The following is a 20,979-nucleotide window of genomic DNA, read 5'->3' on the forward strand; positions in this document are numbered from 1 at the left end:
TTACTAAGGAGAGGGGTGTCCGATAGGACGGGGTGAGGTGAGTTTCAAGTCAAAGGGACGCAGAGTTAGAGGTTGTTGGCTACGCGTTTGATATCTTCTTTGAGGTGGAGGACGTTAAAGTTGATGAGAGGATCAAGTTTACAGTTGGCGAGTTTGAGATAAGTTGCTGTGTGTACTCTCATCGCACAACCAATAATCACTCCACTCAACTCATTTTCTGTCATCTATTTTGGTTGAAAAATCAACTACTCTTAACTTGCCCAAAATTAAAATGAATCACATTACCTCCAAGCAATTTTCAGGCGCAGAGAAGCAAAAAACTCTGCGTCCCTCCGCGTTTTCCTCCGCGTTCCCACCGAAGCTTTGATCGCCGGAAGCCCTAGCTCAAACTTCTCTCTGCGTTTACAACTCTTGCACAAATTCCGTCAAGAACCTAAACGCCTTGACAATATAACTAGCACACTCTCTGGGAGAAGTATTGTAAAACGATCGCCACGCATTGGCTTTGTCTTCATCATAGCGATCGCCTCTTTCTGGATGTCCATCCAACCATGCTAATCTCACAGCATGACCGATTAACACATCCAAAACAATATACTCTTCGATTTGTAAATCAGGGTTATTGGATGCGATCGCTGCTAATTCCATTAATGTTTCGATATTAACTTGGCGATACTCGGGAGCCTCTATTTTATTTAACAGATGCTCTACTTGCAGAGCAAAGTTCTTTTCCCCGGCTGTCATCTCCGAGATCATCTCTTCACTTTCTAAGCGGTTGCGGCGCTCTAGTTTATCGCCAATCACCAAACCTTTGCAATGATGCATTAACAACCAAACTTGTTTGTAAAAGTCTTGAGGTACACGTCCGGTTGCGCCTTCAGCTTGGCGGAACCGTCGCCAACCACCTGGTTGTACTTCGATATCGTCAACAATTCCTGGTTGTACTACCCAGTCAATATCGCTTTCTTTTTGTTTGACGTGCAAAGACTCTTGCTGGCGTAATAGTTTACTCATACCAGCGTATTCAGCTAATACCTGGCGTAGCCGGGTTTTGACTTCAAAGGGTGAAAGTTGCATCAGGGTTTCGTATGCTTCATCTTGAGTAACTTTCAACTCCTGCGCCAGTTCACTGGTAAGCAACAAAATCAGATAACCAACTCTGAGAGTGAGTAGTCCTTTAAACAACTCTGGTTCTGATTTAATTAAGGTACTGAGATAGATGAGGATTTCTTGAGTTAAAACGCGATCGCGTATATCCTCACGGCAAAAATGATTGATTTTCTCGACAATTTCGTTGTGGGAGAGGGGTACAGTGATCAACGACGCTTCACTGTAAGCTTTACCCACTGCAATTTGCTTACCCCGCACGATGATACTTGTAACTACGTCTGATAAAGCAATATACGCCATTTGCCGCAGCCCTGCTGCACGTCGTACAACGGCCCAAATTCCTAATTCTGCGGCTTTAGTGTAAACTTCATCAAGTAAATCCCCTACTGTGATGGGATTTCCTGGGCCGCCAAAACCCGTATCAAATTCTAGCCCTTGCAAACGCGTCAGTGTCTGCAATAACTCTATTTGTTCATAAATATTTTCTGAGGAACGCAAGTAACTTAGCAGTAATCCGAAGTTGGTTTCACATTCTACTTGAAATTCTTGAGTATGTCCCAAAGGCCAATTTTTATCTGGATGTAGTGCTAAATAGACGCAGCGAGGTTTAGCATCTTTGACAGAAGACAGGGTAAATTCAAACTCTGGGAGAAAATCAATTCGTTCGATCGCTGCTGTTAACATCAGCTGATTCAATCGTCCTAATTTTACCCGTACGCCGTTACAAATACCATCTTTGAGTTCTTGCATTAAGTTCAGTAATGCTTCGGAACCTGTTTCTAACATGGTGCGCGTCAACATTAAAGTTAAAATCGGACGCCCTAAATCACTCCAATATTTTTGAATGTAACCAAGTTCACTGCGTAATTGTGCTACCAAAAAATGATAATCCAGCGTTAAATAGAACTGTTGAAAGTCTAAAAATGAGGGTAAAAATACAACTGTTTCGCTACCAATACGAAAAATTCTGGAAGTAGTTAAACTGCGAGGACGGCGGGGTGGACGTCCTGTTAAACCAAGTTTGTCGCTACGTCCAATTTGGGCATAAATATTGATAAAATCATCAGCTTGGCAGACTTGAATTGGTTCTACTTGCTTGGGTGTTTGGGTTTCAATTCCATGAACTTCTAATTCTGCTTGTAAATCTTCATCTTCTGCTAATAAAGCGATTTGCACCAGAGGTTCCCGCTGTTTATCCATGCGTAAGTGTCGTCCCAAGGGATCTATATCCCCGACAGCAATTAATCCTTCACTTAACATTTGAGCCAGATAATATAGACTCTGTGCCCATACTAAAGGGACATTTTCATTAGGTAAACGAGGCTGAGTTGATGGTGCTTGTTTTTCTGCTTCTACAAATTCTGCTGGCACATAATAAAGTTCTGGTAATAAACCCAAACCATCCCTTTCTACGAGTAGAGACTCTAAACGTTCTTGGTAATATTTAGCTTGTTCTTGATTGCTACAAAATAGTCCATCGAGAAATAAATAAGTAAAAAATAGCGGCCATTCACATTCGATATTTTCAAATTGTTTGAGTTCCCACGGTTCATAGTGCAAGCGTTTAGTATCTTCCAAAACTGTTTGGTGTCCGTCGCGTAAAAACCGCTTGCAGCCGTACTTACCTTCTAGTTTTGTCATAATATCATTGCGAGTGCGATCGCGTAGATGTGTATCTTCAACTGCAAACGCTGGGAAACTAATCACACTCAAAAGTGCCGCATCTATTTCTTTGGAAGCTGATTCTCTTGGTAATAAAGATTCCAAAGTAATTCTGGCACGGGCAATTTCATCTGGCAATACATGAATTACTGATGCTTGACTACCACGTACACCAAATAAATCTAGTCCATCTATTGCTTCTAAAGCAGCTTTTGCCATGCCAATGGAACTAGCATTTAACTCTGCATTGCCATGATTAATTTTATTACCTCTTTCCCAAATTCCATAATCTGGTGTGCGATAAGCCCTGCCAATGTAGTAAACCAAATTTTGCACAAAGTTGACTTCATCCAGAGTAAAAATTATTTGCAATCCTGAAGAAGTAATTTGTGCTAGCATCAGCACAAATATTGATGTCGCATCTAGTTGCAAGTGTCCCCATTCTTCATCACCAACAACAATATCTCCCGTAGCCGTGTTGTATTTGGCATGTAAAGCATCTAAGGGTGACTGAGTATGTTTAAATTTTTCGACTTTGTGCGCTTGGCGCATCATCGCAAACAACAAACCCCGCATCAACTTGACAACACTATGTTCCAATTCATAGGTGCGTCCTTTGTCTTCATCAACCTTGCGGTATGCTAACGCTAACCCCCAAACTGCCAAAATACTGTAAACATTATCACGTACCCAAGCATCAGTGTAATCACCGTGAGCTGTGATTGCTATACTTGCAGGCAGTAGACCAGTAATTGGATTTTGCCGTGCTAGGATGATTGTCTTGATTTGCTGATAATAATACTCTAGACGATCTTGCACTTGAAAAGCTTTTTTCATGATTGGACTAGAGAGTAGATTCCGGAAAGTAACCCTGTGACTTTGTATTTTAAGTATGTCAACCAAGTTAGAAATGTTTCTGTAATGGGCAATAGGATTACAGTCTCAGTTCAGGGGTTGATTTATTATCTCTTGTGAAGAGCTAATTCAACATAGGCATGAGAGGCTATGTCCTAAATATTGGGTAAAATAGACAAACGAAGAATAAAAAATCAACATTTGATTTTGTCTATTTTGTTAATAATTATCTGTAATTATCATACTAATGTTGATAAAAAAATTAACTAATTTTACTGTCTAATGTTCTAATTTTAATTAGTAGGTATTGTAGCACAAAATAGTTTTGATAGAAAATATTAGAAAAATCAAAAAAATGATAAACAGATAAATTTATTATAAGTTTTTAGCAATGAGGAATTATGTGTGTACGTTACAACGAAAATCAATCACCATTAGTAAAAATTGTTTACTCTCAAGTTAAATTTAATGGCAAGGTAGAACTAGTACCCTTAGAGTTATATGCTGATGGTAAACTTAAGCGCCAAGAAATAAACTTATTGGCAAGTTAGGGTGTTAATTACAACGGACTTCTGCTATGAAGTTTGAGAATTGTTTCTTAAGAGCCTCCAAAGGACGCCTTTTTTGCCAGCAACAATTAATGTTAAGAGCTTTCTGTGTTTTTTAGTATTGGGCTACATCAATCTTGTGATTATCTTTTTAAATTGGCTAAATAATCCGGTGTTGCCCAATATAGGGACGAAGTCGTGTAGACGTGCTCATAGACTTCAGGTAGGGTACAGCAAGGCGAACTAGTGCGTCCTTGGGGATTTGCGAGTCGCGGTGGTTCCAAAATTTAAAATTCTGTTAGCGGATGACTACTAGATCTCAGACTGACAATAGTAACAATTATCCTCAGCCAAACTAGCTGTGCCAGTATGATTGCTTAATTTCTGTCTTTAATACCTACAAAAATACCTTGAAATAATGGCTAATTGTCAAGTAGTAATTATTTTAACTTCATGAAGTTTAAAAATTAATCCTCAGAGAAGCTTGACACAATTGCTAGCAGTAGTAGAATCTACTCAAAGTCATCAAAAAAATCAGGGTAGCTAAGTGGGTTGCTTGTGTGCAACATCACGAAATATCCGCTTTAACGCTTGGCATCCGCCGGATCATCTCAATGATTCCAAGTTATTACAATGACTTAGCGATGCCTTGATTGGTTATCAATGTTGAGTTCCTAAGATTTTATGGACCAAAGTCCACAAGACGGTAGTACTATCCTCCTCTGAGCTGGCGAGATTGTCTCCCAGCGCGGGGGAGACAATTGGGAGGTTATGAATAAATGCTTGTACAGGACGTTCGCAATTCTGTCATTGACGTTGCTGACTTAAACCAGCTCAAATGGGATTTAAATCGTTTACAACCCGTTGATGTGGGTGAGTACATCACACAATTGCCCAGCAAACAAAGGGCGATCGCATTTCGTCTACTCAACAAACATCAAGCCACAGATGTTTTTGAATATCTACCTCCAGAGGTGCAAGAAGAATTAATTAATTCTCTGCATGATGTGCAGGTTGTGCAAATTGTTGAGAATATGAGTCCCGATGATCGGGCAGAATTGTTTGATGAGTTACCCGCAAAGGTTGTTAGACGCTTATTGCAACAACTTAGCCCGGAACAAAGACAAGTAACAGCAACAATTCTTGGCTATCCTGAAGGCACTGCTGGTAGGGTAATGACCACAGAATATGTACGCTTGCGGGAGGGATTAACTGTAGGTGAAGCTTTGAGCAAAATTCGTCGCCAAGACGAAGACAAAGAAACGATTTACTATGCCTACGTTACAGACGACAATCGCAAGTTAGTGAGTGTTGTCTCTCTGCGGCAATTGTTGTTTACTTTTCCTGATGTTCTGATTCGAGATATTGCTGGCGATCGCGTTGTCAAAGTCAAAACAGAAACGCCCCAAGAAGAAGTCGCCCGCGTCATGAAGCGCTACGATTTGATCGCTTTACCTGTAGTTGATCGGGAAGACAGATTAGTTGGGATCATCACTATTGATGATGTGGTTGATATTATCGAAGAAGAAGCCACAGAAGATATTCAAAAACTGGCAGGGGTGAGTGGTGGAGATGAAGCCACTTTGTCGTCTCCCTTAGTAACGCTGAAAAAGCGCTTACCGTGGTTGTTTGGGGTGATGCTGCTGTATATCGGAGCATCGAGTGCGATCGCACCGTTTCAGTCTACGATTTCAATGGTACCGGTGTTGGCTGTAATTATGCCCCTTTTCTCCAATACAGGCGGTACTGTTGGCATTCAGGCTTTAACAGTGACAATTCGCGGACTTGGTGTCGGAGAGGTGACACCTAAGGATACTTTGAAACTTCTGCGTAAAGAACTGACAGCAGGACTGGGTACAGCCTTAGCCTTGGGTTTGACGATGATTTGTCTTTCCTTAATTTGGGCGCCTCCCGAAGAACGTTGGGTATCATTAATTGCTGGAACAGTAATGGCAATCAATACCCTCGTCGCCGTCACTTTAGGAACTTTGTTACCAATGGTCTTAAAGCGCCTGAAACTCGACCCAGCGCTAGTCAGCGGGCCATTAGTGACGACTATGCTGGATGCCATCGGCTTTGTAATTTTCTTAACACTGATTTCTACTGCATTGCGTTTATTCCACTTAAAATAAACGCTGGTTGATTCAACTTGCAAATGTCTTTTTAACCACTTTAAAAGTAAATTTTGCAAAAGTTTGGGTAAAGGTTAACTTGATGATGGAGAATTTCCCGATGGGGAGGTGTAGAGAGGCATTCACCCCATCTCCCCATCTCCCCATCTCCCCATTGCCCCTTCGCCCCTAATCCCCACTCCCTTGGGGGAGTGGGGGCCCCGAGTTCCCCAGAGGGGACCCCCGCCTTCCCCATCTCCCCATCTCTCTAAACTTGCTGTATTCCTAAACGACCATTCTCAATCACAAATGAAGCACGGTTACTAATTGTGCCAGATTCAGTTGTCACAGCCGACATGACCAAATAGTCGGTCTGCCAGTTTGTAGGACTTAGCACACAACGGACGTATCCTCGTTGACCATTGTAAAATTTAATGTGTGGGTTATCTGGCAAGTAAGCTGCAACTGTGGAATTGGAGTCTGATCCATCACCACCAGAGGAAATAGAGGTACAAACGAATTCACTGCCGACGATACTAGATTCTGGATTACTGAGGGCGTGGCGGTTGCGATAATCCTCTAGAGTCACAATTTCAGGACTATTATGTTGTCTGACTCGACCTGAGGTTATTCCTCCTTCATAGATGTAGTCACCTAAATGCACTACCAAATCTAGGTCGTCTTCTGCCAGGTATTTGTATGCTGTATAGTAGCCCTGCTCATAGTGCTGACAAGAGACAAATGCAAAGGCAAATTTACTTACGTCGCGACCTGGTTTAGGAGCTGTACGAGTGCGACCGATTGGACTTGCTTCTCCACCTGATGTAAACCGATACCAGTACCAAGTGTTGGGTTTCAGCCCTTCAACAACAACTCGCACTGAATGAGCTAATTCTGGGATTGCAATTTCTGTACCCTTTGCTACTATATGCTTTAAGTAAGGATCGGTTGCTACTTCCCAGCGAATCGGAACATTGACTTGGGGCATCCCACCACCATTTAAAGAATCTGGAGCCAAACGCGTCCAAAGCACAATGCTAGTTGGATACGGTTCACCGGATGCCACACCAAGGGTAAACGGATAACTGGAAAATGGAACTTGAGCGATCGCTCTTTGATGAGAAAATTGGCTAGCAAGGACTAAACCTGTTAATGCTCCCGCTCCGATCATTAAGCTGCGTCGCTTAATGCGGCTGTAGACAAATCGCTCAAAATTCTGGTAGTCCACCGTTGTTGCTCCTCTAACTAAATGAATGAAAGCGGAGGAACAGATGACACAAGGCAGGGCGATCGCTGGTAAATTCTATAACCAATAGCCCTATCCAGGCTTAAACCACTTGGTTTCATCTCAAAAATCAAACCTTGCGATTTTAGCCAGGGCTGGGTTACTTTGTTATAGTTGTAGAAGGTATACTTACTGTGTCATTCAAAGCACGCAAACCATCAGATGATCCTGCCGCTTCATGGTGCCAACTGTTGCTTTGTCGTGTCTAACTTATCATTTGGATATTAATTTTTCGTCAAGAAACAGTTAATACAGACTTAATTAATTTCTCCCATAGGACTTTCGGTGCGTTCGTTAGAACATAGCTATTGCATAAGATTGGGAAATTACTGCTATGTACTCCTGTGAGATTTCGACGGGACAAAATAAATATGAATTTATATTAACGATATATCTTGATATGTCTATAATCAGAATAGAAGTATGCAAGAGAAAAAGTATGTTTTTAGGTCTTCCTAAACACCGTCATTTTGTAGGTATGTTTTTAGGTGTTCCTATGCATCGTCATTTTTTTAAATCAGGATACGACGATATGCCCCATAGAGGTAGGCATCGCCGATCTTCAAAGTGGGATTGGAAAGATGAGCAACGCACGCCGCGTGGTGAGATCAAGTACATCCTGCTATCATTGCTGGCAGAGCAACCCCGGCATGGATATGATTTGATCAAAGAATTAGAGGCACGTTACGGGGGCTTTTGGAAACCCAGTCCAGGTTCCGTTTATCCCACACTCCAACTACTTGAAGAAGGGGGCTATCTCACTTCGGAACAAGTAGAAGGGAAAAAGGTATACACAATCACTGAAAGTGGTAGACAATTATTAGCTGAGCGGGGTGATCCTCAAGACTGGATGACCAAAAGAAATAAACCCCAACAGTGGCTAGAATTGGGAAACGCGATCGCTGATTTAGGTGGAGTAGTCATGCAAGTTGCTCGTAGTGGCAACACAGATCACATCAACAGAGTACGTGAAATCCTCAACCGAGCCAAACGCGAAATTTACAGTATCTTGGCAGAGGAGTAAGCGTTTTGGTTGGTTGTTGATTGTTGGTTGTTGGTTGTTGATTGTTGGTTGTTGGTTGTTGGTTGTTGGTGGTTGGTTGTTAATTGTTGGTGGTTGGTTGTTGGTTGTTAGTAGTTAGTGTTTTACCCCTCACACCCCTCACACCCCTCACACCCCTCACACCCCTCACACCCCTCACACCTCCCCATCACCCCACTGCCCCTAATCCCCACTCCCTGTCGGTCGCGGGGGCCCCGAGTTCCCCATCTCCCCACCTCCAACACTCCTACAACGCCTCTGGTGGTGAAATATCTGGCCCAACAGTTACACCAACACTAGTAGACTTAATTCCCGGTGTAGTTTTAGACTCATTATGCTTCAATGACTCTGAAGCAGAAGAAGAGACAGGAGTAACTGAATTTTGATTTACCAGTCTGCTAGTCTCTCCTTGCTGTGAAACATACGATAATCCACCGATAGCACTAGCAACAAGGGCTGTGTAGCCTACATATAAATGCATGGGGCGAATTTCAAAGCCAACTCCTTTAGAGGTTTTTTTCGACTCACCCCAAGAAGGCAAAACGGATTTTGTTGGTTCTGGTGCTGGTAAGGAGGCAGCTAAAGCTGTGCCATTCAATCCTAGAGCATTTCCCATTACACGGATAAAACCACGTACAAAAACATCTTCTGGCAGTAACTCCCAGTTGCCATTTTCGATCGCTTCCATTTGATTGACTGAGATGTAAGTGTAAACGCAGAGTTGTTCTAGAGAAAGACCTCTAGACTCACGAGCTTGGCGGAGTTGTTGCCCAATTTGACGTAGACTTTCTGTACGTCGTTCGTCTACGGATTGCTTTGTTAACTCTGTTTTGGAAACTATTTTATTCTTGAGTGATTCTAAAGGTGTTTTTACTGCCGTCAGATTTTCATGATTGGCTATATTTGCTACTACGTTAGGCTGAGATGATAAATTTTCTTCTTTAGTATTTTCTTGGTTTTCTTTAGTATGAAATTTTACGTAGGTTAAATATTTTGATAAGTTATTACTATTATCTTGTTGTGTTTGTTGTGTGAAGTCAGCAGTCTCTGTTTGTGGTTGATTATCTATCTGTTGTTCAACAATGTTTTCCACTTTTTGATAATGTTGAGCTAATTGGCGAAATGCTAAACCAATCGCTTCTCTACCCACAGCTTTTAACAACATCTTGCCTTGTTCGGCGGAGTCACCAAGTAGTTTTTGTATAGTAGCTAAAGCACGACGATAAACTTGAGAATTATGCAGTTCTGCTTCTATTTCTCCTAAAAGCGATCGCAATTCATCTTGAGAAATTTCAATAGTGGGATTGCCCAAAATTTGTAAGAAGTACACAGGTGTAGTAACCATCACTAGGAGTCTCTTTCAAGTAAAGTAATACCTGTATTCTTTCTTCTAACTTTACGCTCATATATCCGGATTTTTAGGTATCAATTTAGTCCTCTTTTCTAGACAAGAATGAATTATTTGGGCAGTCTCTTATCATAATTTACATACGTAAATATACTATGCAAGCCGTTAATTATAATACTTTTATTAAAAAGTTATTTAACTTTTCTGGTCTCTGCCTTATTCAATGACTTTATCCTCTCCCTCACACAGCCTATTGCAGAAAAAAAGTACTGCTTGGAGGTATTCCACAGAAGCTACTTCTGCTACGTTATTATGCCCAGCACCGGGAACCAGAAGTAATTTCTTCAGTTTAGGAGCAGCATCGTATAGTTCTTCACTCATGAAAGCGGGGATAGTTACATCGCTGACACCATGAATGAATAAAACAGGCATTTTTAATTGAGGTACTTTTTGGATTGAATCAAATCGCTGTGTCAGAATCAAATCGACAGGAAACATCCGAAAAATGTTCCTGTATGCTACAACTTGCCGAATTGAGGTAAAAGAGCTTTCTACAATCAATCCAGCTGCATTTGGCTGTTTAATAGCTAGATCAATAGCGATCGCACCTCCCAAAGAATGACCGTAGATAAATATTTGACTAGGTGCAATCTTTCGCTGTTGTACTAAATAATTCCAGGCGATCGCAGCATCTTCACAGACTCGCTTTTCATTGGGAAAACGGCCCTGGCTGCGACCGTAACCTCGATAGTCAATTAATAACACCGAAAACCCAAGTTGAGAAAACCTACTGGCATGGGTAATATTTGCGCCAATATTTATACCATTACCATGTAGATAAAGTATAACTTTCCCATTAGATTGATTTGGTTTGAGCCACCAACCATGAATATATTCCACCTGATGCGATTTAATTTTTACAGGCAGCCAAACTTCTTCATAATGTAAATTTAAAAACGTTGGCGTCGTTTCAATGATAGAAGATGGAAAAAATATAAAACGTGGTTGTTGTAAAAAAATAAGTATACATACAGCACAGTAGCTTAGTGCCGCAAGTATTCCAACCCAAACTAATAAATAGGTTAACAATTGTATTTTATGTTGCAGCTTATTTTTTCAGATGCCAGTATTTATGTATACAATATAATCGTTAAAATCTGTAATTGTAGTATTTGACAATTAACATTGTTTATCAAAAAATTTATTATTGAAAAGTTTAATAAATAAAAAATAGTAGATTATCAGTAGATTTTGGGAGATGACAGTGACGTCGTTCAATGAGGCTCAACAAGAGCAACTCAAGGAAATCGGAGCATATTTACGACAGATACGCGAAGACAAATCCGTGCGTATAGAACAAATAACTGCTCAAACCCTGATCAGACAAGCCTTTTTAGAAGCATTGGAAGAAGGTCGATATGAAGATTTACCAGAGCCAATTTTTGTACAAGGATTTATCCGGCGCTACGGTGATGCACTCGGACTTGATGGTGTAGCATTAGCCAAAAATTTTGCAATCAACTTTTTCCTTCTCGATTCTGGAAACGATGGTAAGAAAGCACAAAAAAACTCAAGTATACATATCCCTCTTGCTGTTCCTTATGCAGTATTATTAACCGTTGCTTCTTTTATATTGTTTTTTCGCCTCAATCCTAAAACTCCAGCCGATTCTGTTGCTCAGGAACAAAAATCCAAAGCTTCCACCCAAACAACAGTATCTCCACCTGTAGCTGCGTCACCAACATTGTCCCCATTTACCGCCCCAGTGGCTACAACTCCAACAACCACAGCTGCGTCGCCAACATTGTCCCCATTTACCACCCCAGTAGCTACAACTCCCTTACCAGAAACATCTCCTTCCACCCCAGCAACTTCTCCAGTTGAAGTGACAGTCGAACTACAAGGGGAATCATGGGTACGAGTCAAAGCAGATGGTAAAACTATGTTTCAGGGGACTTTAAGTAAAGGAGAGCGAAAAACTTGGACAGCAAACAAGGAATTGACTATACGTTCTGGTAATGCAGGTGCTGTATTAGTTTCTGCTAACAAAAGTGAACAAAAACCTCTAGGAGATCCAGGAAGGATAAAGACAGTAACCTTCACCCCTGAATCAGTCAGTAGTCAACAGTCCATAGTCAATAGTCAATAGTTTTTTACCATTGACCATTGACCATTGACTAATAACTATAGTTGCGGCATACGCAAGTGCCATGGAGTAGATTGCTCATAAGCATAAGCCACTTGAAACAGTTGATCTTCTCGTAGGGGCCTACCAATCAACTGCAAACCAATCGGTAGTCCATTGTCATCAAAGCCACAGGGTACACTTATACCTGGTAAACCTGCTAAATTCACAGGAATAGTCATTAAGTCGACTAAATACATACTTAGAGGATCAGCAGTTTTTTCTCCCGCTTTGAATGCTGTAGTGGGGGCGGTAGGACAGGCTAAGACATGAACTTGTTCAAAAGCTCTTTCAAAATCTTCTTTAATCAGGGTGCGTACCTTTTGGGCTTTCAAATAATAGGCATCGTAGTATCCTGCTGAAAGAGCGTAGGTTCCCAGCATAATCCGACGTTTGACTTCTGCACCGAAACCACTAGCACGAGTACGGGTGTACATCTCCATCAAATTTTCTGCTTCCTCAGCACGATAACCATACTTGACACCATCGTAACGAGCCAAATTTGCTGAAGCTTCTGAAGGGGCGATAATGTAGTAGCTAGGCAAACCATAACGAAAGCGGGGACAGGAAACTACATGAATTTCTGCACCCAGATTTTGCAGTTGATCAAGTGCTTTGGTAATAGCCTGTTCAACTTGTGAATCTAAACCTTCGCCAAAAGTTTCTTTAATAATGCCAATTCTCAGTTGTCCCCTGGGTTTGAGATCCGGTTTTAAGCTAGCGGCGTAGTCGGGAATAGAAACTTTTAAGCTGGTAGAGTCTTTTGGGTCATAACCTGCGATCGCTTGCAACAATATCGCTGCATCTTCTACAGAACGAGCAAAGGGGCCAATTTGATCCAAAGACGAAGCAAACGCCACCAAACCATAACGCGAAACTAGTCCGTAGGTTGGCTTGATCCCCACCACACCACAAAAAGAAGCCGGTTGACGAATCGAACCCCCAGTATCAGAACCCAGAGAAATAACACATTCTCCTGCTGCTACCGCCGCCGCCGAACCACCAGAAGAACCACCTGGAACTCTTGATAAATCCCAAGGATTAGCAGTGAGTCCATAGGCTGAAGTTTCTGTGGAACCACCCATCGCAAACTCATCCAAATTGGTTTTACCCACCATCACAGCATCGGTTGCCGCTAACTTTTGTGTTACCGTTGCCTCATAGGGCGGCACAAAATTTTCTAAAATTCGGGAAGCACAAGTAGTAGTAATTCCCTTTGTACATATATTGTCTTTAATGCCGATGGGAATGCCTGCCAATAAACCAATTTCTTCGCCTGCGGCGATTTTAGCATCCACTGCCCGCGCTTGTTCCAATGCCCGTTCGGCAGTTACACACAAGAAACTGTGTAATTTTGGCTCTAGCGCTTGAATGCGATCTAAAGCTTCTTGAGTAATTTCTACGGCAGAACGTTCTTTTTTAACTAGCTGTTTGTGCAACTCGCGGATGGATGCCATATTGCTTCCTTTGTGACTCAAGTCATTGATTTTAGTACAGTTTGACAATTTATGCTCAGTCGAAAGTTAGTAGTTAGTGGTTAGTGGTTGGTGGTTAGTTGTTGGTTGTTGGTGGTGAGTCCAGCCCCCCAAAAAGGCGGTTCCCGTCACGTAGACGCGTAGACGCGAAGCGGCTTCCGCAGGTAGCGGCTTAAGGTAAGGGTAGGGGGACTGGCGAACCCGTAGACACGAAGTGGCTTAAGGTAAGGGTAGGGTTGGTTGTCGGTTGTTGGTGGTTGGTTATTGGTGGTTGATGGTTAGTGTTTTACTCCTCACACTCCACCCTTACGGGAAGCCTATGAGCGCGTCTACACACTCCTCACACTCCTCACACTCCTCACACTCCTCACACTCCTCACCCCATCACCCCATCACCCCATCACCCCATGCCATACACTCACAATTAGATTAATATGTATTCCACACTAAGTAAGTCGGTGGGAATAAACATAACATATGTTACAAACAGTAAACATGCACCAAACCCTTACTAATGACAAATGACAAATGACGACCCCAGTTAACTTTATTTGTGCCGACTGACTTAAACAATTTTATAGAATTCACTAATTCTCAATATTTCAGTACATTAGAGAAAAAATGGTTAAAATTATCACTCGTCAATCATTAGGTACACAGAACGTATATGACATTGGAGTAGAGCAAAACCATAATTTTGTGATTAAAAACGGTTTGGTTGCTTCCAATTGTTTCAACAAATCCCACTCTACAGCTTACGGATATGTCACTTATCAAACTGCATATTTAAAGGCTAATTATCCCTTAGAGTATATGGCGGCGCTGTTAACAGCTAACAGTGACGACACAGATAAGGTGCAAAAATATATTGCTACCTGTACAAACATGGGTATTCAGATCGACCCACCCGATATTAATCGTTCTGGCGTTGATTTTACTCCTTTGGATGGTAAAGTTCTGTTTGGATTGTCGGCAGTGCGGAACGTCGGACAAAATGCGATCGCTGCTATTTTAGAAGCCAGAGAATCTAAAGGTGAGTTTAAGTCATTGTCTGATTTTTGCGATCGTGTTGATTTGGGTACTGTTAACCGTCGCACTTTAGAATCACTAATTTATTGTGGAGCTTTTGACAAAATTGACTCCAACCGTAATCAGTTACTGCATGACTTGCCTCTAGTATACGACTGGGCCCAATCCCGCGCCAAAGATAGAGCTACAGGACAGGGTAATCTCTTTGATTTATTAGGCGGTGGATTTGCTAGCAATACTAATAAAAATACAATACAAAATAGTTTTGATAGCGCCCCAAAAGCTAAACCTGTTCCTGATTTACCCCCTCAAGAAAAGTTACGTAAAGAAAAAGAATTATTAGGCTTTTACGTCTCAGATCATCCCCTTAAATCCATACGCAGTTCAGCACGAGTCCTAGCACCAGTTAATCTTTCTCAATTAGGTGAACAAAAAGAAGAATCAACTTTATGTGCAGTAGTAATGCTTAATAATGTCAAAAAAGTCATCACCAAAAAGGGTGAACCAATGGCAATCTTACAAATAGAAGATTTAACTTCTCAATCAGAAGCAGTAGCATTTCCTAAAACTTACGAACGCATTAGTTCACTTCTGCAAGTTGATTCTAGATTAATAATTTGGGGTAAAGTAGACCGAAGAGATGAGCAAACTCAATTTATTGTTGAAGATGCAGAAGCAGTAGAAACAGTACAAATGGTGATGGTTGAATTAAACGTTCAACAGGCAGCTACTATTGAAGAACAACATCGCTTACGAACAATTTTACAAGAGCAGTCAGGGGATAAAGAAAAAGCAAAAGTCCCAGTAATCGGAATTGTGCAGTCTGGAACTTCCCGCCATCTAGTTCGTTTTGGACGTCAATTCTGGGTACAGGATTCTCGAAATGCTGTTTTAGCTTTACAAAATGCTCGATTCTCTGCTCACGCACAACTACTTACTAATACTTAAACAATTAAGCAAATAATACTAAGTATCTAATTTCACTAAATGATAATGTTAGTGTTATTGAACTAATTTTGTGTATAGATCCCTTTTATCTGTGTGTACTCTGCGGTTTATTAAAGCATTCCCATAATTAAGAAGAGGTTATATCATAATCCGACTAATTGCTTAAGATATAAAGCTTGGGCATTAAGCATGGGCCATGGTGAAAAAATAACCAATTATTACCAATTACCTATTCCCATTTTTCAGTAATTAACCGTAGAATTTAGAAACATACTATGTTTTTTTAGTTACTTCTGCGGATGATGCTCTCCTAGTAATTATGGTATCTTTTTATGCCATGAGAACAAATGCATTAACTAGGGTAAGGAGCAAACATTTGGTAAGCGCAAATGCGCTAGATCAGTTTGTTACATATTGCAAAAAAATTCAACCTCAATCTCAAGAAGAAATCCAAAGATTTTTTGAGGGGGTTGTTGGGTTTCCTTATGACAAGGAACTTCTGTTGCAAGCATATTTATTTTTAAATATCAACAATTTATTTCCGACATGCGCTGAGTTGTTGTTATTTGAAAAGTCTCCTATTGCCGACTATACAGATTTAGGTAAATGTGATTTTGTCTACCTTACTTCTCAAAATAAATTGTTTTTAATTGAAACAAAGTTTATTGATACAGAAGCAACAGGAGCAACAGAAAGAAAACGAATAAACAAACATAGAAACAAAGTTTTTGAACAGGTTATCACTTTGAAAAATCGATTTAGTCAGTACTGGAATATCAAATTGGAGGAATTGGAATGTGGTGTTTTTACAACTGATCCAGAAATTGATTGGAGAGGAAACGTCGTAAATGTCATGACTAAATCAGTACCGATTGATAAATTAGAAAACTGGCGAAAACAGTATAAAGTAGAAGGGGATGGAAAAGAAGAAAATTGAAACTTTTGAGAAGCTAAGAGTGTGGCAAAAAGGAATTGAGTTAGTTAAGCAAATATATTTAATTTCTAAAGAAGGAGAACTAAGTAAGGATTTTAGTTTGCAAGACCAACTGAGACAACACTCAGTATCAATTCCTACAATATTGCAGAAGGTTTTGTAAAGATATTTTCGCAAAGAATCTTTGAATTTTCTAAATATCACTAAAGGTTCCGCAGGAAAACTTCGCAGTCTTTTAAGAGTAGCATTAGAAGTAGAATTCTTAAAGAAAGAAACTTACATCCAAATTTATACTAAAGCAACACAGTTGAGTCGGATGTTATTTAATCAAATTCAAGTAATAAATCAGTCCTTCAAGAAACAAAGAAGGGTTAAATATATTTCCCCCTTCCCCCCTTCCTCTTTATCCCTCACCCCTCCTTCAGAACTGTGTAACACTAGAGAGGAAAAGCGCACACAAGAGGTATTAAGAAGGTGTTTAGAACACTTTTGGTAATTGCCATTGGTTTCTTACCATCGCTATTCTCCCTGTGGTTGATGCGTAAAACCCAGGCTAGAATGCGATCGCACCTCAGACGCGTGGCGAGAAATTTTCCCAGAGAACCAATTCCATTAGATTGTAGACCAGAACCAAGCGATCGCTACTACTTAGAAGGAGTAGGTTATCTCATTGGCGACATCAGCTGTCGGTATAATGCTCGTTCTGCTTACTTACGCTGTGCCGTCAATCCTAGTGGCCCGTGTGAGGGTTGCCGTTACTATGAAGCTAAAGAATTCACGAAATGATAATTTATGTTTAATGTGAATTGAAGCGATGACAAAAATTATATTTTATAAATCAACCACAGATAAACACAGATAAACACAGATGGACTTGGTAATAGGTTGATTGCTAGTCTTTCACCATTACCAATTACCCATTACCACTAACAGTTAATTCACTGTCTTACGTAATTTATCAAGCAAATTATGACAATCTATTTTTATAGCACTCGTGAGGAATACGGATGCTTTTCTAATTTTTCACCTCATGGCTTTGAGTTAGATAATCTATATTGGTACACCAGTGAACATTATTTTCAAGCACAAAAATTCCCTGGAACACTTCATTTAGAACAAATTCGTCTTGCCAAAACACCAAAAGATGCAGCAAGAATGGGGTGAGAACGCAAATGTCCCCTACGTCCAGACTGGGAAAAAGTTAAAGACGATATCATGAGGAAAGCAGTTTTACGCAAATTTGAAACCCATACTGCTGAGGGGGTGACAACCGCAGTCAACTTGTGGCAGGGCAAGCCTTTCAGGTGACGGACGCCCTCAAAGATAAAAAGCAACAGCAAGATTTTTCTTATTCATCAGCACTCAAAACTCCTATTTTCACAAAGCGCGATCGCGCTCAATTAATTCTCATCTTTTCAGCAGTGATTAAAGTGAAAGGCAAGCCAAGCCTAAGTTACATCCCCCTTGTCACCCCCTCAGCCCATACTGATATCCGAGAAATTCTCCTTTCTACAGGCGATGAAGAAATTGTTGAGAACTCTCCCATCGACTATTACTGGGGCTGTGGTGCTGATGGTAGTGGTAAAAATATGTTGGGAATTATTTTAATGGAAGTGCGAGAAATTTTACGTCAACGCTGAAACATCTCTAACAATTCCAAGGTTTCTGAACAGTCCAGTGGCGATCGCTTGATTGATAAACTTCCACCCCCAAAAAACCCACTTCAGCAACTAAAGTCATTTGTCAATGGTCAATTGTCATTTGTTGGTGGTTGGTGGTTGGTTGTACCAGACGTGCCATGGCACGTCTGTACATTGGTTAGTAGTTAGTGGTTGTTAACGATGTCCAATTACCTATTACCCATTACCTAACATGTAAAGAAACATCCACCTTTTGGGAACACTAGACTTATCACCAAAATTATCAGGGAAAAGTCGATGTGGAAAGGCGGATTTAATCATAACTCGAAAAATACACTCCCCTTGCACATATCGGAAACATACCTCAAAGCAAGGAAACATAATACAATTACCCATGAATTTCAGGACAGTTCCCAAGTAGAAATCCAAATTCCTCAGGAGCAAGAAGATCACGCATCAGAAGCATATATGCTACTACAGCTTGGAGTTCAGCAACAGCAAGCTGGTGAATTACATTTGGCAATGAAATCTTTGCAACAATCTTTGGCGTTGTTTCAAGTAGCTGGAGATTGTCAAAAGCAAGCACAGGCTTTTTGTTGTTTAGCTTTGATCGCTTATAACTTAGGTGATTACAAAGGTGCAATTTCCTACTCCCAGCAATGCTTATCGTTAGCAAGAAAAATAGCTGACTTACAGTTGCAGATTCAAAGTTTTTCCCATATGGGCAATGCTTATCGTCACTTGGGGGAAAACCAAAAAGCAGTTGAATCTTTGCAAGAGTGCTTGCAGTTAGCACAGCAAGTACAAGATGGGCGCAGTCAGATAGCAGCGCTGAATAATCTTGGATTAGTTTATAAAGCTTTAGGTGATCTATCAAAAACAATTGAGTTACAGCAGCAAAGTCTGTTAATTATCAAGCAGTTCCAAGACAATTGGGGCGAACAACAAGTATTAAAAAATCTTGGCAACGCTTATTATAGTTTGGGAGATTACGTAAAAGCGATCGATTACTACAAACAGTGTATAAAAATTTCTAAATATCTAAATAATTACCGTAGTGCAATTCAAGTTCTTAAGAATTTAGCTAATGCTTGCTATACCCTAGAAGACTATGCTGATGCAATCATGTATCATGAAGAACGTTTAAAAATAGCTACAGAAATCCAAGATCAACGTTCTCAGGAACAGTGCTTAGGCAGCTTGGGAATAGCTTGTGAAGCGTTGGGAGATTATGCCAAAGCAATTGCTTACTATGAAAGGCGTTTGGAACTAGCTAGGACTCTTAATGATCGTCGTAGCGAAGAACAAACCCTTGCCAGTCTCAGAGTAGCTTGTTATGCCTTGGGCGACTATGCCAAAGCCATGCAATATCAAGAGCTAGATCATAGGAGTGATAATATTGCTTATTAAAGATATATTTCGCGTCAATATTAAGTAGGCGTTCGTCTAATTTTGGAACCAAATAGTTAACTTCATATGACCTCTCAAAAAAGTAATACAAAAGACGCTTCTGCGTCCTCAGGAGTATGGCGCAGTGTGCGGGAAAATTTGGGTTTGATAGCTATTGCCTTAGTTTTGGCATTCTTAATCCGGACTTTTATTGCTGAACCTCGCTACATTCCCTCAGATTCAATGGTGCCAACTCTACATACAGGCGATCGCTTAGTGGTAGAAAAAATCTCTTACTATTTTCACCCTCCACACTTGGGCGACATCATTGTTTTTCAGCCACCGGAACAACTACAAAAAAAAGGATACCCGAAAGACCAAGCCTTCATTAAGCGTGTGATCGGTGAACCAGGTCAAACAGTGGGAATTACTGATGGTAGGGTTTACATTAATGGACAACCCCTACAAGAAAACTATATTGCCGAACCACCAATTCAGCCATTTACACAAGTGCAAGTCCCGGAAAACGAATTTTTTGTCATGGGAGATAATCGCAACGATAGTAATGACTCCCGTTACTGGGGCTTTTTACCTAGACAGAATATCATCGGTAGGGCAGTTTTTCGCTTCTGGCCCTTTGACCGGATTGGGTTTGTTTGATTTTGTTGTTTGTTGGTAGTTGTTTGTTGGTAGTTGTTTGTTGGTGGTTGGCTGTTTCTAAAGCCCAATACCTAATAAATTCTGTCTTCTGCCTTCTGCCTTGTTTCTTAAAATTTCCAAACAACAATCAACAACCAACAACCAACCTTTAACATTTAAAACCTGAGATAATACATCAGCTGGGCCAGGATATCACCAGAGAGATTCAAGCGTCGCTGGAAATCTACTAAGTTTCGATAGGGCCCAGCTGATTGGCGATTGTCAACGACTGCTTGAGCTATGGATGAGTCTATAAATGGTATTTTTGCTAAACTCTCAACTGTTGCTGTATTAGGATTAATTGTATAAGTAATATTATCTACAGATTCGTCATCATAATAACTAAAATTTAAAATCGCCTCTAAAGGCTTGAGTCGCTGTACCGATATACTTAAAGCAGCTGCTAAATCCTCTACACAGTAGAATTTAACACCAGTACGTGATAGTTCTACAAGCGATCGCGCCTGATGAATAGACAACCCTGGTAGGCGCAACCAATCATCTACAGTCGCCTGGTTGACGTCTATACGTATACCCAAAGATACAGCGATCGCGATTTCTTCTATGGACTGAAATCTGTAGAAGGGGTCATTAAGCAGTTGAGAACGTAGTTTTTGCAATCTAGAGTTAAGTGTAAATGGCAACCTGTTTTGGTTCATGACATTTTTGTGGATAGTGGTTAGTGGATAGTAGATAGTGGTTAGTAGTTAAAATTGCCC

General features: G+C 40.7%; 18 protein-coding genes and 2 pseudogenes. 12 read left to right on the forward strand and 8 right to left on the reverse strand.

All coding sequences use genetic code 11. The annotated features are described in order from the left end of the window. Nucleotides 1–65: 65 nt before the first annotated feature. Together UYI_RS38115 and UYI_RS0122855 are read right to left on the reverse strand one after the other, a co-directional pair. Nucleotides 66–224, reverse strand: coding sequence for a GxxExxY protein (locus UYI_RS38115; RefSeq protein WP_016868996.1), 159 nt, complete (start codon nucleotides 222–224; stop codon nucleotides 66–68). A gap of 178 nt (nucleotides 225–402) precedes the next feature. Continuing rightward, on the reverse strand, nucleotides 403–3,609 hold the full coding sequence (locus UYI_RS0122855; RefSeq protein ID WP_016868997.1) for a glycoside hydrolase family 15 protein: 3,207 nt from the start codon (nucleotides 3,607–3,609) through the stop codon (nucleotides 403–405). Nucleotides 3,610–4,028: 419 nt separating this feature from the next. Here UYI_RS0122855 and UYI_RS38120 point away from each other — a divergent pair, with 419 nt between their 5' ends. Then, on the forward strand, nucleotides 4,029–4,178 hold the full coding sequence (locus tag UYI_RS38120; protein ID WP_016868998.1) for a hypothetical protein: 150 nt from the start codon (nucleotides 4,029–4,031) through the stop codon (nucleotides 4,176–4,178). A gap of 776 nt (nucleotides 4,179–4,954) precedes the next feature. Beyond that, a complete protein-coding gene (gene mgtE, locus UYI_RS0122865; protein ID WP_016868999.1) occupies nucleotides 4,955–6,307 on the forward strand; it encodes a magnesium transporter in 1,353 nt (450 codons plus the stop codon). Nucleotides 6,308–6,347: 40 nt separating this feature from the next. Here mgtE and UYI_RS35930 read toward each other — a convergent pair whose 3' ends face one another. Together UYI_RS35930 and UYI_RS0122875 are read right to left on the reverse strand one after the other, a co-directional pair. Beyond that, nucleotides 6,348–6,542 (reverse strand): hypothetical protein, encoded by a 195-nt coding sequence (locus UYI_RS35930; protein WP_016869000.1) that lies wholly within the window; start codon nucleotides 6,540–6,542, stop codon nucleotides 6,348–6,350. 12 nt (nucleotides 6,543–6,554) lie between these two features. Further along, complete coding sequence (locus tag UYI_RS0122875) at nucleotides 6,555–7,514, reverse strand: alkaline phosphatase D family protein (protein ID WP_016869001.1); 960 nt, start codon at nucleotides 7,512–7,514, stop codon at nucleotides 6,555–6,557. Nucleotides 7,515–8,010: 496 nt separating this feature from the next. Here UYI_RS0122875 and UYI_RS0122880 point away from each other — a divergent pair, with 496 nt between their 5' ends. Then, the gene (locus tag UYI_RS0122880) at nucleotides 8,011–8,595 is read left to right on the forward strand and encodes a PadR family transcriptional regulator (RefSeq protein ID WP_016869002.1); all 585 of its coding nucleotides are present in this window, start codon (nucleotides 8,011–8,013) and stop codon (nucleotides 8,593–8,595) included. A 265-nt stretch (nucleotides 8,596–8,860) separates the two neighbouring features. On the opposite strand, the gene UYI_RS0122890 is transcribed toward UYI_RS0122880, so the two are convergent. Both UYI_RS0122890 and UYI_RS0122895 read right to left on the reverse strand, forming a co-directional pair. Continuing rightward, nucleotides 8,861–9,958 (reverse strand): helix-turn-helix domain-containing protein, encoded by a 1,098-nt coding sequence (locus tag UYI_RS0122890; protein WP_016869004.1) that lies wholly within the window; start codon nucleotides 9,956–9,958, stop codon nucleotides 8,861–8,863. A gap of 219 nt (nucleotides 9,959–10,177) precedes the next feature. Next, nucleotides 10,178–11,056: an alpha/beta hydrolase gene (locus UYI_RS0122895; protein WP_035138986.1), complete on the reverse strand. Its 879-nt coding sequence runs from the start codon at nucleotides 11,054–11,056 to the stop codon at nucleotides 10,178–10,180. A 163-nt stretch (nucleotides 11,057–11,219) separates the two neighbouring features. On the opposite strand from UYI_RS0122895, the gene UYI_RS0122900 reads away from it, so the two are divergent. After that, nucleotides 11,220–12,110 carry a helix-turn-helix domain-containing protein gene (locus UYI_RS0122900; RefSeq protein WP_016869006.1) on the forward strand — a complete coding sequence of 297 codons (891 nt, stop codon included), beginning with the start codon at nucleotides 11,220–11,222 and terminating at the stop codon, nucleotides 12,108–12,110. 35 nt (nucleotides 12,111–12,145) lie between these two features. Here UYI_RS0122900 and gatA read toward each other — a convergent pair whose 3' ends face one another. Then, a complete protein-coding gene (gene gatA / locus UYI_RS0122905; protein ID WP_016869007.1) occupies nucleotides 12,146–13,603 on the reverse strand; it encodes an Asp-tRNA(Asn)/Glu-tRNA(Gln) amidotransferase subunit GatA in 1,458 nt (485 codons plus the stop codon). A gap of 639 nt (nucleotides 13,604–14,242) precedes the next feature. Here gatA and UYI_RS0122910 point away from each other — a divergent pair. From UYI_RS0122910 to lepB, 8 genes and pseudogenes are all read left to right on the forward strand, one after another. Then, the gene (locus tag UYI_RS0122910) at nucleotides 14,243–15,598 is read left to right on the forward strand and encodes a helix-hairpin-helix domain-containing protein (RefSeq protein ID WP_016869008.1); all 1,356 of its coding nucleotides are present in this window, start codon (nucleotides 14,243–14,245) and stop codon (nucleotides 15,596–15,598) included. Between the two features lie 337 nt (nucleotides 15,599–15,935). Then, nucleotides 15,936–16,535, forward strand: coding sequence for a hypothetical protein (locus UYI_RS0122915; RefSeq protein ID WP_051035579.1), 600 nt, complete (start codon nucleotides 15,936–15,938; stop codon nucleotides 16,533–16,535). After that, nucleotides 16,516–17,028: pseudogene (locus UYI_RS39170) on the forward strand (four helix bundle protein). Before UYI_RS0122915 ends, UYI_RS39170 begins: the two are co-directional and overlap by 20 nt. Further along, nucleotides 17,007–17,318 carry a DUF6464 family protein gene (locus UYI_RS0122925; protein WP_016869010.1) on the forward strand — a complete coding sequence of 104 codons (312 nt, stop codon included), beginning with the start codon at nucleotides 17,007–17,009 and terminating at the stop codon, nucleotides 17,316–17,318. Before UYI_RS39170 ends, UYI_RS0122925 begins: the two are co-directional and overlap by 22 nt. A gap of 183 nt (nucleotides 17,319–17,501) precedes the next feature. Beyond that, nucleotides 17,502–17,783, forward strand: a pseudogene (locus tag UYI_RS33270) (NADAR family protein); the annotation flags it as partial. 32 nt (nucleotides 17,784–17,815) lie between these two features. Continuing rightward, on the forward strand, nucleotides 17,816–18,172 hold the full coding sequence (locus UYI_RS39175) for an NADAR family protein (protein ID WP_081589256.1): 357 nt from the start codon (nucleotides 17,816–17,818) through the stop codon (nucleotides 18,170–18,172). Between the two features lie 297 nt (nucleotides 18,173–18,469). Continuing rightward, nucleotides 18,470–19,582 (forward strand): tetratricopeptide repeat protein, encoded by a 1,113-nt coding sequence (locus tag UYI_RS0122940; protein ID WP_016869012.1) that lies wholly within the window; start codon nucleotides 18,470–18,472, stop codon nucleotides 19,580–19,582. A gap of 66 nt (nucleotides 19,583–19,648) precedes the next feature. Further along, on the forward strand, nucleotides 19,649–20,221 hold the full coding sequence (lepB, locus tag UYI_RS0122945; RefSeq protein WP_016869013.1) for a signal peptidase I: 573 nt from the start codon (nucleotides 19,649–19,651) through the stop codon (nucleotides 20,219–20,221). 155 nt (nucleotides 20,222–20,376) lie between these two features. Here lepB and UYI_RS0122950 read toward each other — a convergent pair whose 3' ends face one another. After that, complete coding sequence (locus tag UYI_RS0122950) at nucleotides 20,377–20,919, reverse strand: helix-hairpin-helix domain-containing protein (RefSeq protein ID WP_016869014.1); 543 nt, start codon at nucleotides 20,917–20,919, stop codon at nucleotides 20,377–20,379. Nucleotides 20,920–20,979: the final 60 nt, after the last annotated feature.

This window comes from Fischerella muscicola PCC 7414, from assembly GCF_000317205.1.
GTDB classification, from domain to species: Bacteria; Cyanobacteriota; Cyanobacteriia; order Cyanobacteriales; family Nostocaceae; genus Fischerella; species Fischerella muscicola.